This window comes from Pseudohaliea sp. (assembly GCF_040217025.1).
Lineage (GTDB): Bacteria > Pseudomonadota > Gammaproteobacteria > Pseudomonadales > Halieaceae > Pseudohaliea.
On the sequence record NZ_JAVJOA010000006.1, the window covers coordinates 1 to 15955 of the forward strand.

General features: G+C 64.7%; 13 protein-coding genes and 1 tRNA gene. All 14 read right to left on the reverse strand.

Going from position 1 to position 15955, the window contains the following annotated elements; translation table 11 throughout:
- Positions 1-142: GTP-binding protein (locus tag RKE50_RS03435; protein WP_350034460.1), on the reverse strand; the 142-nt coding region annotated here is incomplete at its 3' end.
- A gap of 78 nt (positions 143-220) precedes the next feature.
- Positions 221-2329, reverse strand: a complete 2109-nt coding sequence (gene fusA / locus RKE50_RS03440) for an elongation factor G (protein ID WP_350034442.1) — start codon at positions 2327-2329, stop codon at positions 221-223.
- A 37-nt stretch (positions 2330-2366) separates the two neighbouring features.
- The gene (gene rpsG, locus RKE50_RS03445) at positions 2367-2837 is read right to left on the reverse strand and encodes a 30S ribosomal protein S7 (protein WP_350034444.1); all 471 of its coding nucleotides are present in this window, start codon (positions 2835-2837) and stop codon (positions 2367-2369) included.
- Positions 2838-2972: 135 nt separating this feature from the next.
- Positions 2973-3344 (reverse strand): 30S ribosomal protein S12, encoded by a 372-nt coding sequence (gene rpsL, locus RKE50_RS03450; protein WP_035518018.1) that lies wholly within the window; start codon positions 3342-3344, stop codon positions 2973-2975.
- 185 nt (positions 3345-3529) lie between these two features.
- Complete coding sequence (gene rpoC / locus RKE50_RS03455; protein ID WP_350034445.1) at positions 3530-7756, reverse strand: DNA-directed RNA polymerase subunit beta'; 4227 nt, start codon at positions 7754-7756, stop codon at positions 3530-3532.
- Positions 7757-7828: 72 nt separating this feature from the next.
- The gene (rpoB, locus tag RKE50_RS03460; protein ID WP_350034447.1) at positions 7829-11902 is read right to left on the reverse strand and encodes a DNA-directed RNA polymerase subunit beta; all 4074 of its coding nucleotides are present in this window, start codon (positions 11900-11902) and stop codon (positions 7829-7831) included.
- Between the two features lie 200 nt (positions 11903-12102).
- Positions 12103-12486: a 50S ribosomal protein L7/L12 gene (gene rplL, locus RKE50_RS03465; protein WP_350034449.1), complete on the reverse strand. Its 384-nt coding sequence runs from the start codon at positions 12484-12486 to the stop codon at positions 12103-12105.
- 39 nt (positions 12487-12525) lie between these two features.
- The gene (gene rplJ, locus RKE50_RS03470; protein ID WP_350034450.1) at positions 12526-13059 is read right to left on the reverse strand and encodes a 50S ribosomal protein L10; all 534 of its coding nucleotides are present in this window, start codon (positions 13057-13059) and stop codon (positions 12526-12528) included.
- Between the two features lie 326 nt (positions 13060-13385).
- Positions 13386-14081: a 50S ribosomal protein L1 gene (gene rplA / locus RKE50_RS03475; RefSeq protein WP_350034452.1), complete on the reverse strand. Its 696-nt coding sequence runs from the start codon at positions 14079-14081 to the stop codon at positions 13386-13388.
- Between the two features lies 1 nt (position 14082).
- Complete coding sequence (gene rplK / locus RKE50_RS03480) at positions 14083-14517, reverse strand: 50S ribosomal protein L11 (RefSeq protein ID WP_350034454.1); 435 nt, start codon at positions 14515-14517, stop codon at positions 14083-14085.
- A 119-nt stretch (positions 14518-14636) separates the two neighbouring features.
- Positions 14637-15170 carry a transcription termination/antitermination protein NusG gene (gene nusG / locus RKE50_RS03485; protein WP_350034456.1) on the reverse strand — a complete coding sequence of 178 codons (534 nt, stop codon included), beginning with the start codon at positions 15168-15170 and terminating at the stop codon, positions 14637-14639.
- A 14-nt stretch (positions 15171-15184) separates the two neighbouring features.
- Complete coding sequence (secE, locus tag RKE50_RS03490; RefSeq protein WP_350034458.1) at positions 15185-15547, reverse strand: preprotein translocase subunit SecE; 363 nt, start codon at positions 15545-15547, stop codon at positions 15185-15187.
- A gap of 49 nt (positions 15548-15596) precedes the next feature.
- Positions 15597-15672: transfer RNA gene (locus tag RKE50_RS03495), tRNA-Trp, on the reverse strand.
- A 133-nt stretch (positions 15673-15805) separates the two neighbouring features.
- Positions 15806-15955, reverse strand: a 150-nt coding sequence (locus tag RKE50_RS03500; RefSeq protein ID WP_502937868.1) for an EF-Tu C-terminal domain-related protein, incomplete at its 5' end; no start/stop codon positions are given.

Consider the following 15955-nt stretch of genomic DNA (forward strand, 5'->3'; position numbering starts at 1 on the left):
CGAACGCCACCGCCGAACCGCCCCAGACTTCCGCGCATACCCGCGTCAGCGCCGCCGTCAGCGTCGTCTTGCCGTGGTCAACGTGACCGATGGTGCCCACGTTGACGTGGGGCTTCGCGCGCTCAAAAGTTTCCTTTCCCACTTTGAATCACTCCTTAAAGCAATAGCGTCAGAATAGCTGTCAGTAATACCCGTGCCGGGAAGAATGCTTTTCCAGCCCTCAACCCGCCTTGTTCTTCGCGACGATCTCGTCGGCGATGTTGTTCGGCGCCTCGGCGTACTTGGCGAACTCCATCGTGTAGGTGGCGCGGCCCTGGGTGGCGCTGCGCAGGTCCGTCGCGTAGCCGAACATCTCGGCCAGCGGCACCTCGGCGTTCACCACCTTGCCGGCGGGCGTCTCGTCCATGCCGGAGATCAGGCCGCGGCGGCGGTTCAGGTCGCCCACCACGTCACCCATGTTCTCCTCCGGGGTAACCACTTCCACCTTCATGATCGGCTCGAGCAGCGCAGCGCCGCCCTTCTGGGCGAGCTGCTTCGTGGCCATGGAGGCGGCGATCTTGAACGCCATCTCGTTGGAGTCCACGTCGTGGTAGGAGCCGTCGTACAGCGTCGCCTTCAGGCCCAGGAGCGGGTAGCCGGCGAGTACGCCGTTCTGCATCTGCTCCTCGATACCTTTCTGCACCGCCGGAATGTATTCCTTGGGCACCACACCGCCAACGATCTCGTTCACGAACTCGAGGCCCTCGGCATCAGGATCCTCGCCCGGCTCGAAACGGACCCAGACGTGACCGTACTGGCCGCGGCCGCCGGACTGGCGAACGAACTTGCCCTCTATCTCGGTGGTGTTGCGGATCCTCTCGCGGTAGGCCACCTGCGGCTTGCCGATGTTCGCTTCCACGTTGAACTCGCGGCGCATGCGGTCGACGATGATGTCGAGGTGCAGCTCGCCCATGCCGGAGATAATCGTCTGGCCCGTTTCCTCGTCGGTCTTCACGCGGAAGGACGGATCCTCCTGCGCCAGCTTGCCGAGGGCGATGCCCATCTTCTCCTGGTCGGCCTTGGACTTCGGTTCCACGGCCACGGAGATCACCGGCTCCGGGAACTCCATGCGCTCGAGGATGATCGGGTGATCCTGGGCGCACAGCGTGTCACCGGTGGTGACGTCCTTCAGGCCCACGGCAGCGGCGATATCGCCGGCCAGCACTTCCTTGATTTCCTCGCGCGAGTTGGAGTGCATCTGCACCATGCGGCCGACGCGCTCCTTCTTGCTCTTCACGGAATTGAACACCGCGGTGCCGCTCTCCAGCTTGCCGGAGTAGACCCGGAAGAAGGTCAGCGTACCGACGAAGGGATCCGTGGCAATCTTGAAGGCCAGGGCAGCAAACGGTGCGTCGTCGTCTGCTTCCCGGGTCTCTACGGTTTCGCCGTCATCCAGCGTGCCCTCGATGGCCTTGACCTCGGTCGGCGCCGGCAGGTACTCGACGACCGCGTCGAGCATGGCCTGCACGCCCTTGTTCTTGAAGGCGGAGCCACCGAGCACGGGGACAATCTCGTTGGCGATGGTGCGCGCGCGGATGCCCTGCTTGATCTCTTCCTCGGTGAGTTCGCCTTCCTCGAGGTACTTCTCCATGAGCTCTTCCGTGGCCTCGGCCGCGGCTTCCATCATGTACTCGCGCATCTCGGCGACATCGTCGGCGATCTCAGCGGGAATCTCGCCGTACTCGTAAGTCATGCCCATGTCCTCTTCGTTCCAGAGGATGGCCTTGTTCTTGACGAGGTCAACGACGCCCTTGAACTCGTCCTCGGCACCGATGGTCATCTGCAGCGGCACCGCGTTGGCGCCCAGGCGCTCGCGGAGCTGGTCCACGACCCAGCGGAAGTTGGCGCCGGCGCGGTCCATCTTGTTGACGAAGACCATGCGCGGTACTTCGTACTTGTTGGCCTGCCGCCAGACCGTCTCGGTCTGGGGCTGCACGCCGGAGGAACCACAGAGCACGACCACGGCACCGTCGAGAACCCGCAGGGAACGCTCCACCTCGATGGTGAAGTCAACGTGCCCGGGGGTGTCGATAATGTTGATGCGGTGCTGTTCGAACTGCTGGTCCATGCCCTGCCAGAAGCAGGTCGTTGCGGCGGAAGTAATGGTGATACCCCGCTCCTGCTCCTGCTCCATCCAGTCCATGACAGCCGCGCCGTCGTGCACCTCGCCGATCTTGTGCGAAAGGCCGGTGTAGAACAGCACGCGCTCGGTGGTCGTCGTCTTGCCGGCGTCCACGTGCGCACAGATACCGATGTTGCGGTACCGGGCTATCGGTGTTTTACGAGCCACAATGTAATCCCCATTAACAGGTTGTCGGGCGGTTGCTTCAGAACCGGTAGTGCGAGAACGCCTTGTTCGCCTCGGCCATGCGGTGCACGTCCTCGCGCTTGCGCACGGCGTTGCCCTTGCCCTGGGAGGCGTCGATGATCTCGCCGGCCAGGCGCTGGCGCATGGACTTTTCACCGCGGTTGCGGGCGTGCTCCACCAGCCAGCGCATGGACAGGGCCACGCGACGGGAGGGGCGCACTTCGACCGGTACCTGGTAGGTGGCGCCGCCGACCCGGCGGGACTTCACCTCGACCATGGGCGCGATGTTCTCGAGGGCCTCGTCGAAGACCTCGATCGGGTTCCGGTTCAGGCGTTCGTTGACCAGGTCAAGGGCACCGTAGACGATGCCTTCGGCCACGGACTTCTTGCCGCTGACCATGACGTGGTTCATGAATTTTGCCAGCGTGGCGTTCCCGTATTTGGGATCGGGCAGCACCTCGCGCTTGGCGACGACTCTTCTTCTCGGCATGAGTAGTACCTTCTCTCTTCAGGTTACCCGGACACCGACCTGCCACTTGCGGGGGAGGCAGGGGTCCGGCCTTACTGCAGTGTTGACTGCTATGGTGCCGTCGGGGCGGGCGCTTTCAGCGCGGCCCCGGCAGCGTTACTTCGGACGCTTGGCGCCGTACTTCGAACGGCCCTGGCGGCGATCCGAGACACCGGAGGTATCGAGGCTGCCGCGCACCGTGTGGTAGCGAACGCCCGGCAGGTCCTTGACCCGGCCGCCGCGAATCAGCACCACGCTGTGCTCCTGCAGGTTGTGGCCTTCACCGCCGATGTAGGAGGACACCTCGTACCCGTTGGTGAGACGCACCCGGCAGACCTTGCGCAGGGCGGAGTTCGGCTTCTTCGGCGTCGTGGTGTACACCCGGGTGCACACGCCGCGACGCTGCGGGCAGGCCTGGAGGGCCGGCACGTCGCTCTTCTCGACCTTGCGCTTCCTCGGCTTACGAACCAGCTGGTTGATCGTTGCCATTACTGTCTGTTACTCCAAAAATTGTTACGGGCGCGTGCGCCCCCCGGTCCCGCGAGCCGCCGCAGCGCGGCCGCTTCGACAGGACGAGCGAAGCCACCCCCAAAAGAGGAGGCGGCATTCTATAGACGCCCCCACGGGGCGTCAAGCAGCCCTTGCGGGCGCCGGATCCGGGCGGTACGGCGAGCCTACTCGCCGTGCCCCCCTTCCTGCAGCGCTTCGGAGAGCGCGGCCTCGATGTCCTGGGCGGACACGGAGAACTCCTCGGCTTCCTGGCGCTTGCGCTTGCGGTCCTCGTGGTAGGTCAGGCCCGTCCCCGCGGGGATCAGTCGGCCGACGACCACGTTTTCCTTCAGGCCGCGCAGGTAATCGCGCTTGCCCGTGACAGCCGCTTCCGTGAGGACGCGGGTGGTCTCCTGGAAGGACGCCGCGGAGATGAAGCTCTCCGTGGCCAGGGACGCCTTGGTGATACCCAGCAGCTCGCGCTCACCGGTCGCCGGCACCTTGCCCTCGGCGAGGAGACGCTCGTTCTCCTCGAGGAAGGCGACGTACTCGATCTGCTCACCCTTGATGAACTCCGAGTCCCCGGCGGACGTGATCACGATCTTGCGCAGCATCTGGCGAACGATCACCTCGATGTGCTTGTCGTTGATCTTCACGCCCTGGAGGCGGTAGACCTCCTGGATCTCGTTGACGATGTACTTCGCCAGCGCCTCGATGCCCTGCAGGCGGAGGATGTCGTGGGGGCTGAGCGGCCCCTCGGAAATCACTTCGCCCTTCTGCACGGATTCACCCTCGAAGACCCCGAGGTTGCGCCACTTGGGAATCAGCGCCTCGTAGTGGTCCGACCCATCGGGCAGCGGCTTGCCGTCCGTGGGGGTGATGACCAGCCGGCGCTTGCCCTTGGTCTCCTTGCCGAAGCTCACGGTGCCGGAGATCTCGGCCAGGATGGCCGGTTCCTTCGGCTTGCGCGCCTCGAACAGGTCCGCCACCCGCGGCAGACCACCGGTGATGTCCCGGGTCTTGGAGCCTTCCTGCGGGATACGGGCGATAACGTCACCGACCTCGACGCGGACACCGTCCTCGATGCCCACCAGGGCGCCGGGCGGCAGGAAGTAGTGCGCGGGCACGTTGGTATCCGCCAGGCACAGCTCCTCGCCGTTATCGTCCACCAGGGTGATCGCCGGGCGGATGTCCTTGCCCGCCGCCGGGCGCTCGGAGGCGTCCATGACCTCGATGCTGGACAGGCCCGTGAGCTCGTCCGTCTGGCGCTTGATGGTGATGCCCTCGTCCATGCCGGAGAACTTCACCGTACCGGCCACCTCGGTGATGATCGGGTGGGTGTGCGGGTCCCAGCTGGCAACGACGTCACCGGCGCTGACCGCTGCGTTGTCCGCCACCTTAATGATGGCGCCGTAGGGGAGCTTGTAGCGCTCGCGCTCGCGCCCCATGCGATCGAGGATCGACAGCTCGCCGGAGCGGGAGACGGCAATCAGGTTGTCGTCCTGGCGCTCCACGACCTTCACGTTGTGAAGGCGTACCGTGCCGTCGTTGATGATCTGGATGTTGTCCTGGGCCGTTGCCCGGCTCGCCGCACCACCGATGTGGAAGGTCCGCATGGTGAGCTGCGTACCCGGCTCGCCGATGGACTGCGCTGCGACCACCCCGATCGCCTCGCCGTTGTTGACCTTGTGGCCCCGGGCGAGGTCCCGGCCGTAGCAGGCCGAGCAGATACCGTGGCGCGTCTCGCAGGTGATCGGCGAGCGTACTTCCACCTCGTCGATACCCATTTCCTCGAGGCGGCGGATCCACAGTTCGTCGAGCATGGTGCCGGCGGTGACGGCGATCTCGTCTTCCGTGCCCGGCCGGATCACGTCGCGGGCGACGATACGCCCGAGCACCCGGTCACCGAGGGACTCAATGATGTCGCCGCCGTCGATGACCGGCGTCATGAGCAGGCCGCGGTCCGTGCCGCAGTCCTCTTCCGTGACCACGAGGTCCTGCGCCACATCGACGAGGCGGCGGGTCAGGTAACCGGAGTTGGCGGTCTTCAGGGCGGTATCCGCCAGGCCCTTCCGCGCGCCGTGGGTCGAGATGAAGTACTGCAGTACGTTCAGGCCTTCGCGGAAGTTCGCGGTGATCGGCGTCTCGATGATGGAGCCGTCCGGCTTGGCCATGAGGCCGCGCATGCCCGCCAGCTGGCGGATCTGCGCGGGGGAGCCCCGGGCACCGGAGTCTGCGTAGATGAACACGGAGTTGAAGGACGCCTGGTCCTCCTCTTCACCCTCGCGGTTGACCACGGTCTCCTTGGACAGGCCTTCCATCATGGACTTGGATACCAGGTCGTTCGCCCGGGACCAGATGTCGATGACCTTGTTGTACTTCTCGCCCGCGGTCACGAGACCGGCGGCGAACTGGTCCTCGATCTCCTTCACTTCGGCTTCCGCGCTGTCGATGATGCGCGTCTTCTCTTCCGGGATCTCGAAGTCGTTGACACCGATGGACGCGCCGGAGCGGGTTGAGAAGTCGTAGCCCATGTACATGAGCTGGTCCGCGAAGATCACCGTGGCCTTCAGGCCCACGGCCCGGTAGCACTGGTTGATGATCTGCGAGATCGCCCGCTTGGCCATGGGCTGGTTGACCATGGCGAAGGCGATGCCCTCGGGCACGATCTCCCACAGCAGGGCACGGCCCACGGTGGTGTCGGCCAGGAAGTCGCGGGATTCGCGCTCGCCGTCGTCACCGATCACCATCTCGCTGATGCGCACCTTGACCCGCGCCTGCAGGTGCACCTGGCCGGCGTAGTAGGCGCGGTGCACCTCGGCCACATTGGTAAAGGCCCGGCCCTCGCCCTTCGCGTTGATGCGCTCGCGGGTCATGTAATAGAGACCCAGCACCACGTCCTGGGACGGCACGATGATCGGCTCGCCGTTGGCCGGGGACAGGATGTTGTTCGTGGACATCATCAGCGCCCGCGCCTCGAGCTGTGCCTCGAGGGTCAGGGGCACGTGCACGGCCATCTGGTCGCCGTCGAAGTCGGCGTTGTAGGCGGCACAGACCAGCGGGTGCAGCTGGATGGCCTTGCCCTCGATGAGCACCGGCTCGAAGGCCTGGATGCCAAGGCGGTGCAGCGTCGGGGCGCGGTTCAGGAGCACCGGGTGCTCGCGGATGACTTCCGCGAGGATGTCCCACACTTCCGGCGGCTCGCGCTCGACCATCTTCTTGGCGGCCTTGATGGTGGTCGCAAGACCCCGTGCCTCGAGCTTGCCGAAGATGAAGGGCTTGAACAGCTCGAGCGCCATTTTCTTGGGCAGGCCGCACTGGTGCAGTTTGAGCGTCGGACCGACCACGATCACGGAACGGCCGGAGTAGTCCACACGCTTGCCGAGCAGGTTCTGGCGGAAACGGCCCTGCTTGCCCTTGATCATGTCGGCCAGGGACTTCAGCGGGCGCTTGTTGGAGCCGGTGATGGCGCGGCCGCGGCGGCCGTTGTCCAGCAGCGCGTCGACGGCCTCCTGCAGCATGCGCTTCTCGTTGCGAACGATGATGTCCGGGGCGTTCAGGTCCAGCAGCCGCTTGAGGCGGTTGTTGCGGTTGATCACCCGGCGGTACAGGTCGTTGAGGTCCGAGGTCGCGAAGCGGCCGCCGTCCAGCGGTACCAGCGGACGCAGGTCCGGCGGCAGCACGGGCAGCGCATTGAGGACCATCCACTCGGGCTTGTTGCCGGAGTTGGCGAAGGCCTCGAGCAGCTTCAGACGCTTGGACAGCTTCTTGATCTTCGTCTCGGAGTTCGTCTGCGGGATTTCCTCGCGCAGTTGAGCGATCTCACCGTCGATGTCGATCTGCTTCATGAGATCCTGGACGGCCTCGGCACCCATCTTCGCCGTGAATTCGTCGCCGAACTCCTCCATTGCCTCGTAGTACTGCTCGTCGGTGAGCAGCTGGGCGTGCTCGAGGGTGGTCATGCCCGGGTCCGTCACGATGTAGGACTCGAAGTAGAGTACGCGCTCGATATCGCGCAGGGTCATGTCCAGCAGCAGCCCGATGCGCGAAGGCAGGGACTTCAGGAACCAGATGTGGGCAACCGGGCTGGCGAGCTCGATGTGGCCCATGCGCTCCCGGCGCACCTTGGCCAGGGCGACTTCGACGCCGCACTTCTCGCAGATCACGCCGCGGTGCTTCAGGCGCTTGTACTTGCCGCAGAGGCACTCGTAGTCCTTCACGGGGCCGAAGATCTTGGCGCAGAAAAGGCCATCGCGCTCCGGCTTGAAGGTGCGGTAGTTGATCGTTTCGGGTTTCTTGACTTCGCCGTAGGACCACGAGCGGATCATGTCCGCGGACGCGAGGCCGATGCGGATGGAGTCAAATTCTTCCGTGTGTCCCTGGGACTTGAGCAGATTCAGTAAGTCTTTCAAGGCCTATCCTCCAAGAGGTGTTGCGGGCGGGGAGGCGCGGCTCGCGCCTCCCGCTCCCTGTCCATTCGCGGTCTAGTCGTTCTCCAGCTCGATATCGATACCGAGGGAGCGAATTTCCTTGACCAGCACGTTGAAGGACTCGGGCATGCCCGGCTCCATGCGATGGTCCCCATCGACGATGTTCTTGTACATCTTGGTGCGCCCCGCGACGTCGTCGGACTTCACGGTGAGCATCTCCTGCAGCGTGTAGGCGGCGCCGTAGGCCTCGAGGGCCCAGACCTCCATCTCGCCGAAGCGCTGGCCGCCGAACTGCGCCTTGCCGCCCAGCGGCTGCTGGGTGACGAGGCTGTAGGAGCCCGTGGACCGCGCGTGCATCTTGTCGTCCACGAGGTGGTTCAGCTTCAGCATGTACATGTAGCCGACCGTCACCGGGCGGTCGAAGGCATCGCCGCTGCGCCCGTCGTAGAGCGTAAACTGGCCGCTCTCCGGCATGTCCGCGAGCTCGAGAAGAGCCTTGATGGACTCCTCCTGGGCGCCGTCGAACACCGGCGTTGCCATCGGCACGCCGCCGGAGAGGTTCTTAGCCAGGGCGAAAACCTCGTCGTCGGTGAGCTCGTCGAAGTTCTCCGGGCGGCCCGCGCCGTTGTTGTAGATCGAGTCGAGGAACTTGCGGATCTCCGCCGCCTTGCGCTGCTCCTGGACCATCAGGTTGATCTTGTCACCGAGGCCCTTGGCCGCCATGCCCAGGTGCGTCTCGAGGATCTGGCCCACGTTCATGCGCGACGGCACGCCGAGCGGGTTGAGGACGATATCCACAGGCTCGCCGTTCTCGTCGAAGGGCATGTCCTCCACGGGCATGATGACCGAGATGACGCCCTTGTTGCCGTGCCGGCCGGCCATCTTGTCGCCCGGCTGGATGCGGCGCTTGACCGCCAGGTAGACCTTGACGATCTTGAGCACGCCGGGGGCGAGATCGTCGCCACTCTGCAGCTTGCGCTTCTTGTCCTCGAAGCGCTCCTCGAGGAGCTTGTTCTGCTCCTCGAGCTGCCGCGCCGCGGAAGCTAGGGCGTCGTTCAGGTCGCTTTCGGAAAGCTTCAGCTTGAGCATCTGCTCGCGGTCCAGCTCCTCCAGGACCTTCTCCGAGAGCGTCGTGCCCTTGGCGAGGTTGCCGCCGCTGACCGTCTTCTTGCCCTTGAGCAGGTTCGCGAGGCGCGCAAAGGTCGCCTCCTCGAAGATGCGGTACTCCTCCTTCAGGTCCTTGCGGAACTCGTCGAGCTGCATCTTCTCGATCTGCTGGGCGCGGGCGTCCTTCTCGAGGCCGTCGCGGGTGAAGACCTGCACGTCGATGACCGTGCCCTTGGTGCTGGACGGCACGCGCAGGGACGTATCCTTCACGTCCGAGGCCTTCTCGCCGAAGATCGCGCGCAGCAGCTTCTCCTCCGGCGTGAGCTGGGTCTCACCTTTCGGCGTGACCTTGCCCACGAGGATGTCGCCGGCGTCCACCTCGGCACCGATGTAGACGATGCCGGACTCGTCCAGCTTGGCCAGGGCGCTTTCACCGACATTGGGGATGTCGGAGGAGATCTCCTCCGGCCCGAGCTTCGTGTCGCGGGCGATACAGGTGAGCTCCTGGATGTGGATGGTCGTGAAGCGGTCTTCCTTCACCACCCGCTCGGAGACCAGGATCGAGTCCTCGAAGTTGTAGCCGTTCCAGGGCATGAAGGCGATACGCATGTTCTGCCCCAGCGCCAGCTCGCCCATATCGATGGACGGGCCGTCGGCCAGGATGTCGCCGCGCTCCACCCGGTCACCGCGGCTGACGATCGGCCGCTGGTTGATGCAGGTGTTCTGGTTCGAGCGCGTGTACTTGGTCAGGTTGTAGATGTCGACGGGCGCCTCGTCGGGGCCCACGGTCGCGTCGTCCACCCGCACCACGATGCGGCTGGCGTCGACGGAGTCGATGACACCGTTGCGGCGCGCGACCACGCAGACACCCGAGTCGCCGGCCACGAAACGCTCCATGCCGGTACCCACCAGCGGCTTCTCGCTGCGCAGCGTCGGCACCGCCTGGCGCTGCATGTTCGAGCCCATGAGGGCGCGGTTGGCGTCGTCGTGCTCGAGGAACGGGATCAGGGCCGCGGCCACGGACACCACCTGCTGCGGCGACACGTCCATGTAATCGACACGCTCCGGCGGCATGAGGTTGAACTCGTTCATGTGCCGCACAGTGATCAGGTCATCGACGAAGCGGTTGTTCTTGTCGAGGCTGGCCGAGGCCTGGGCGATCACGTGCTCGGCCTCGTTGATGGCCGACAGGTACTCGATCTCGTCGGTCACCTGGCCGTCCACCACCCGGCGATAGGGACTCTCGAGGAAGCCGTACTCGTTGGTGCGGGCGTAGACCGCCAGCGAGTTGATCAGGCCGATGTTCGGGCCCTCCGGCGTCTCGATCGGGCAGACGCGGCCATAGTGGGTCGGGTGCACGTCCCGCACCTCGAAACCGGCGCGTTCGCGGGTCAGGCCGCCCGGGCCGAGGGCCGAGACGCGGCGCTTGTGGGTCACCTCCGAGAGCGGGTTGTTCTGGTCCATGAACTGGGACAACTGGCTGGAGCCGAAGAACTCCTTCACCGCCGCCGACACCGGCTTGGCGTTGATGAGGTCCTGCGGCATGAGCCCCTCGCTCTCGGCCATGGACAGGCGTTCCTTCACGGCACGCTCGACGCGCACCAGGCCCACGCGGAACTGGTTCTCGGCCATCTCGCCGACGCTGCGGATGCGGCGGTTGCCGAGGTGGTCGATGTCGTCGACCATGCCCTTGCCGTTACGGATGCCGATCAGCGCCTTGAGCACCTCGACGATGTCCTCGCGGGAGAGAATACCGCTGCCGGTAATCTCATCGCGGCCGAGGCGGCGGTTGAACTTCATACGGCCGACCGCCGAGAGGTCGTAGCGGTCCGCCGAGAAGAACAGGTTCTGGAACAGGTTCTCGGCAGACTCCTTGGTCGGCGGCTCGCCCGGGCGCATCATCCGGTAGATTTCCACCAGCGCCTCGAGCTCCGTGCGCGTCGGGTCCTGGCGCAGGGTCTCGGAGATGAACGGGCCGCAGTCGAGCTCGTTCGTGTAAAGCGTATCGATCTGGTTGACACCGGCGGCCTCGAGCTTCGCCAGCACCTCCTCGGAGATCTCGGTGTTGCACTCTACGAGCACTTCGCCGGTCTTCTCGTCGACGATGTTCTTCGCCAGCGCGCGGCCGAAGAGGTATTCCCGGGGGATCTCCAGCTCGCTCATGTTGGCCTTTTCCAGCTCCCGGATGTGGCGCTGGGTAATGCGGCGGCCCTGTTCGACGACGACCTTGCGGCCGATCTTGATGTCGAAGGATGCAACGTCACCGCGCAGGCGCTCGGGGATCAGCGCCATGCGGTAGACACCCTCGTCGTCGACCGTGAAGGTATTCGCGTCGAAGAACATGTCGAGGATTTCCTCGGACTCGTAGCCGAGGGCGCGCAGCAGGATGGTCGCCGGCAGCTTGCGGCGGCGATCGATGCGCGCGTAGACGAGGTCCTTCGGATCGAACTCGAAGTCCAGCCAGGAGCCGCGGTAGGGGATGATCCGCGCGGAATAGAGGAGCTTGCCCGAGGAGTGGGTCTTGCCCTTGTCGTGATCGAAGAACACACCCGGGGAGCGGTGCAGCTGGGAAACGATCACGCGCTCGGTACCGTTGATGACGAAGGTACCGTTCTCGGTCATCAGGGGGATTTCCCCCATGTAGACTTCCTGCTCCTTGATGTCCTTGATTGTCTTGTTGGCGCTTTCCTTGTCATAGATGATCAGGCGCACCTTGACCCGCAGGGCACAGGAGTAGGTGACACCGCGGAGCTGGCACTCCGCGACGTCGAAGACCGGCGTGCCCAGGCGATAATCCACGTACTCCAGCGCGGCGTTGCCGCTGTAGGACACGATGGGGAAGACGCTCTTGAAGGCGGCGTGCAGGCCATAGTCATCGCGCTCGTCAGCGGGAATGCCCTGCTGGGTGAACTTGCGATAGGAATCGAGTTGAATCGCGAGCAGGAACGGCACGTCCATGACCTTGGGCAGGCTCCCAAAGTGCTTGCGAATGCGTTTCTTCTCAGTGTATGAGTAGGCCATCAGTACTCCCCAGCATTGTATGCCCCGGACGCATCTGCCGTCCGCCAGCCCGGAGTCGGGCTAAATCATCAAGCTCTCAGCGAGCTCGCAACGGGCGGCAGCGCCGCCCCTGAATCCGTCCCGCAGAAGCGGGAAAAGGCCGGCGGGCACAGCGCCCACCAGCCTTTCGAGTGTCCGGCGGAGCCGGACAAACACCAGCCTTACTTGAGCTCGACAGTGCCGCCGGCTTCTTCAAGCTGCTTCTTGATGTCTTCGGCTTCTTCCTTGGAAGCGCCTTCCTTGACCGCAGACGGCGCGCCGTCGACGAGGCCCTTGGCTTCCTTAAGGCCGAGGCCCGTTACAGCGCGGACAACCTTGATCACGTTGACCTTCTTCTCGCCGGCAGACGTCAGCATGACATCGAACTCGGTCTGCTCTTCTGCGGCGGCGCCACCGGCGTCACCACCGGCTGCAGCCGGCGCTGCGGCAACTGCCGCTGCGGCGGTCACGCCGAACTTCTCTTCCATGGCGTCGATGAGCTCGACTACTTCCATCACGCTCATGGCGGCGATGGCTTCCAGAATGTCGTCTTTGGACATACCCATTGTGCTTACTCCTGTGTACGGTAACTTTGAGATTCCGGCTTAGGCCGCGGCCTGCTCTTTCTGCTCGCGGACTGCAGCCAGTGTGCGCACCAGTTTTCCAGGTACTTCGTTCATGGTCCGTGCCAGCTTCGTTACCGGCGCCTTCATCACGCTCATGAGCATGGCGAGGGCTTCCTCGCGGGTCGGTAGCTTGGCCAGTACGTCCAGTTGGTCAGCACCCAGCATCTGGCCACTCACCGCCAACACCTTCACCTCGAACTTGTCGTTCGTCTTGGCGAAATCCTTGAACAGGCGCGCTGCGGCACCCGGGTCTTCCATGGAAAACCCGAACAGGGACGGGCCTACCAGCGCGTCGGTGACGCACTCGTATTCCGTGCCCTCGAAGGCGCGCTTGGCCAGGGTGTTCCGCACGACGCGGAGGGTCACCTTGTTCTCGCGCGCTTCCTTACGCAGGGCCGTCATCCCGTCGACAGACACGCCGCGCGCATCTGCAATGACGAGGGACAGGGCGTTGGTGGCGGTCTCATTGACTTCGGCGACGATCGCCTTCTTGTCTTCGAGTGCAATTGCCACTGGTCTTTACTCCTGGTTTGCTTGCTAAGGCCACCGCCATCCTCTGCGGTGGCCACGTTCGCGGTGAACGGATCCACCATCTGCGTAGGCCGGGCCGGGCCCGTTTAGGCCGCGCGCGCGCGCGCCGCACCTACGGTCTTTGATGGCCTTCAGTTCATGGCGAGGGACGCATCCCGGGCGCATTGTCCAAAGACCTCAAAGCAGGCCGGCGCGACACTCACTCAGGTTCCGTGGGTGCCCTGCCGGCCGTCAGCGCCGCCTTCCGTGGCGGCGCCCGTTACCGGGGCGCTTTCGCGCCCGCGGTCAACAGATCGGTTACAGCTCGCTTACGCTTCAATCGACGCCTGGTCGATGGTCACACCCGGGCCCATGGTCGTGGACAGGGTGACCTTCTTCATGTAGATGCCCTTGGCAGCCGACGGCTTGGCCTTCTTCAGGTCCGCCAGGACGGCTTCCAGGTTGCCCTTGATTGCATCCAGCTCGAAGCTGATCTTGCCGATGCCGCCGTGGATGATGCCGTTCTTGTCCGTGCGGAAACGCATTTGGCCGGACTTGGCATTCTTCACGGCCGTCTCGACGTCCGGCGTGACAGTGCCGGTCTTCGGGTTCGGCATCAGGCCGCGGGGGCCGAGGAGCTGGCCCAGCTGGCCGACGACGCGCATGGCATCCGGGGAGGCCACGACAACGTCGAAGTCCATCATGCCGCCCTTGATCTCTTCAGCCAGCTCCTCCATGCCGACGAAGTCGGCACCGGCAGCCTTGGCCTTGTCGGCGTTCTCACCCTGGGTGAACACGGCGACGCGGACATCGGAGCCCGTGCCGTGCGGCAGCGTCGTGGCGCCGCGGACCGCCTGGTCCGATTTGCGGGCGTCCACGCCGAGCTTGACCGCAACTTCCACGGTCTCGTTGAACTTTGCCGTCGACAGCTCCTTGAGCAGGGCTACCGCCTCCTCGAGCGGATAGGCCCGGTTGCGGTCGACTTTTTCACGGTAGGCGCGCAGGCGCTTGGAAAGCTTGGCCATCTCAGTTCACCCCCTCGACGTCGAGACCCGCGGAACGGGCGCTACCGGCGATCGTGCGCACCGCCGCATCCATGTCGGCTGCCGTGAGGTCAGGCCACTTCTGCTCGGCGACCTCCTCGAGCTGGGCGCGGGTGACCTTGCCGACCTTCTTCGTGTTCGGCTCACCGGAACCCTTGCTGATGCCCGCGACCTTGCGCAGGAGTACCGCCGCCGGCGGCGTCTTCCTGATGAAGGTGAAGGAGCGATCGTTGTAAACCGTGATCACCACGGGGATCGGCAGACCGGGCTCGGTGCCCTGGGTCTCGGCGTTGAACGCCTTGCAGAACTCCATGATGTTGACGCCGTGCTGGCCCAGCGCCGGGCCCACCGGCGGGCTCGGGTTGGCCTGACCGGCCGGCACCTGCAGCTTGATGTAAGCTTCGACTTTCTTTGCCATTGTTTACCTTCTCCCGGGTACAAGCGCCGCCGCGGGCCCTGCGGGCCTGGCTGGCTCCCCATTGGGACGGCCAGGGCCGTCCGTTCCACAAGCGGCGGGGTCGGCCCCGCCGCGCCTGCTCAGGCCTTTTCGACCTGGCTGAATTCCAGTTCCACCGGGGTGGAACGACCGAAGATCAACACCGCCACATTGAGGCGGTTCTTCTCGTAGTTGACCTCTTCGACGACACCGTTGAAGTCGTTGAAGGGGCCGTCGATCACGCGGACCATCTCGCCCGGCTCGAAGAGCGTCTTCGGCCTCGGCGCTTCCGTGCCTTCCTCGATACGGTTGAGGATGGCGTTGGCCTCGGCCTCGCTGATCGGCGCCGGCGCGTCGGCCTTGCCGCCGATGAAGCCGAGCACCCGCGGCGTTTCCTTCACCAGGTGCCAGGTATCGTCGTCGAGTTCCATCTGCACCAGCACGTAGCCGGGGAAGAACTTCCGCTCGCTGCGCCGCTTCTGGCCGCCGCGCATCTCCACGACTTCCTCCGTCGGCACCAGCACCTCACCGAAGCGATCCTGCATCCCGTGCAGCTCGATCCGCTCCTTGAGGCTTGCGGCCACCTTTTTCTCGTAACCGGAGTAGGCGTGTACGACGTACCAGCGCATTGCCATCGGCAGCTTCTCTCCTAACCTATAACCAGTGACACGAGCCAACCCAGGAAGGAGTCGAGCCCCCAGAGGATCAGCGCCACCACGAGCACGAACGCCACCACGATCAGCGTGGTCTGCACTGTCTCCTGGCGGGTCGGCCAGACCACCTTGCGGATCTCCGTGCGCGAGCCCTTCACCAGGGACCAGAACGCCGCCCCCTTGGCCGTCTGCAGGGCCACGAAACCGGCCATGGCGGCCAGCACGAGAATGCCGAGCACGCGGTAGAGCAACGACTCGTTGGCGAAGTAGCTGTTGCCCACCACGGCGACCGCGACCAGCGCAAAGACGACGATCCACTTCAGGGCGTCAAAACGACTGGCTGGCGTTTCCACACTCATTCACACTTCCTTTCCGATCCGCTCGCGTCCGGATCACACCTGCCACTAGTGGCAGGCCAGGAGGGACTCGAACCCCCAACCTGCGGTTTTGGAGACCGCTGCTCTGCCAATTGAGCTACTGGCCTGTAACACGTTTCGTCAAACGACTTTTACAGACAACGAAGCCGAACCCCTCTCAAGGTGGTTCGGCTCGCCGTCCTGCGGCGGCCGTGGCCGCCGCGGGTCTGCCTGCTTACTCGAGGCGACGTATCGAACGCTTTATTCGATGATCTTCGAGACGACGCCCGCACCCACCGTGCGGCCGCCTTCGCGGACCGCAAAGCGCAGGCCCTCTTCCATCGCGATCGGCGCAATCAGCGTCACCGACATCTGGATGTTGTCGCCCGGCATCACCATCTCGACGCCTTC

What these genes read in the sequence shown, in the direction of transcription:
- rplL (WP_350034449.1), bottom strand. Translation starts at nt 12,486, where the DNA reads ATGGGTATGTCCAAAGACGACATTCTGGAAGCCATCGCCGCCATGAGC.
- nusG (WP_350034456.1), bottom strand. Translation starts at nt 15,170, where the DNA reads ATGGCAATGCGCTGGTACGTCGTACACGCCTACTCCGGTTACGAGAAA.
- rpoB (WP_350034447.1), bottom strand. Translation starts at nt 11,902, where the DNA reads ATGGCCTACTCATACACTGAGAAGAAACGCATTCGCAAGCACTTTGGG.
- rpsL (WP_035518018.1), bottom strand. Translation starts at nt 3,344, where the DNA reads ATGGCAACGATCAACCAGCTGGTTCGTAAGCCGAGGAAGCGCAAGGTC.
- rplA (WP_350034452.1), bottom strand. Translation starts at nt 14,081, where the DNA reads ATGGCCAAGCTTTCCAAGCGCCTGCGCGCCTACCGTGAAAAAGTCGAC.
- rpsG (WP_350034444.1), bottom strand. Translation starts at nt 2,837, where the DNA reads ATGCCGAGAAGAAGAGTCGTCGCCAAGCGCGAGGTGCTGCCCGATCCC.
- secE (WP_350034458.1), bottom strand. Translation starts at nt 15,547, where the DNA reads ATGAGTGTGGAAACGCCAGCCAGTCGTTTTGACGCCCTGAAGTGGATC.
- rplK (WP_350034454.1), bottom strand. Translation starts at nt 14,517, where the DNA reads ATGGCAAAGAAAGTCGAAGCTTACATCAAGCTGCAGGTGCCGGCCGGT.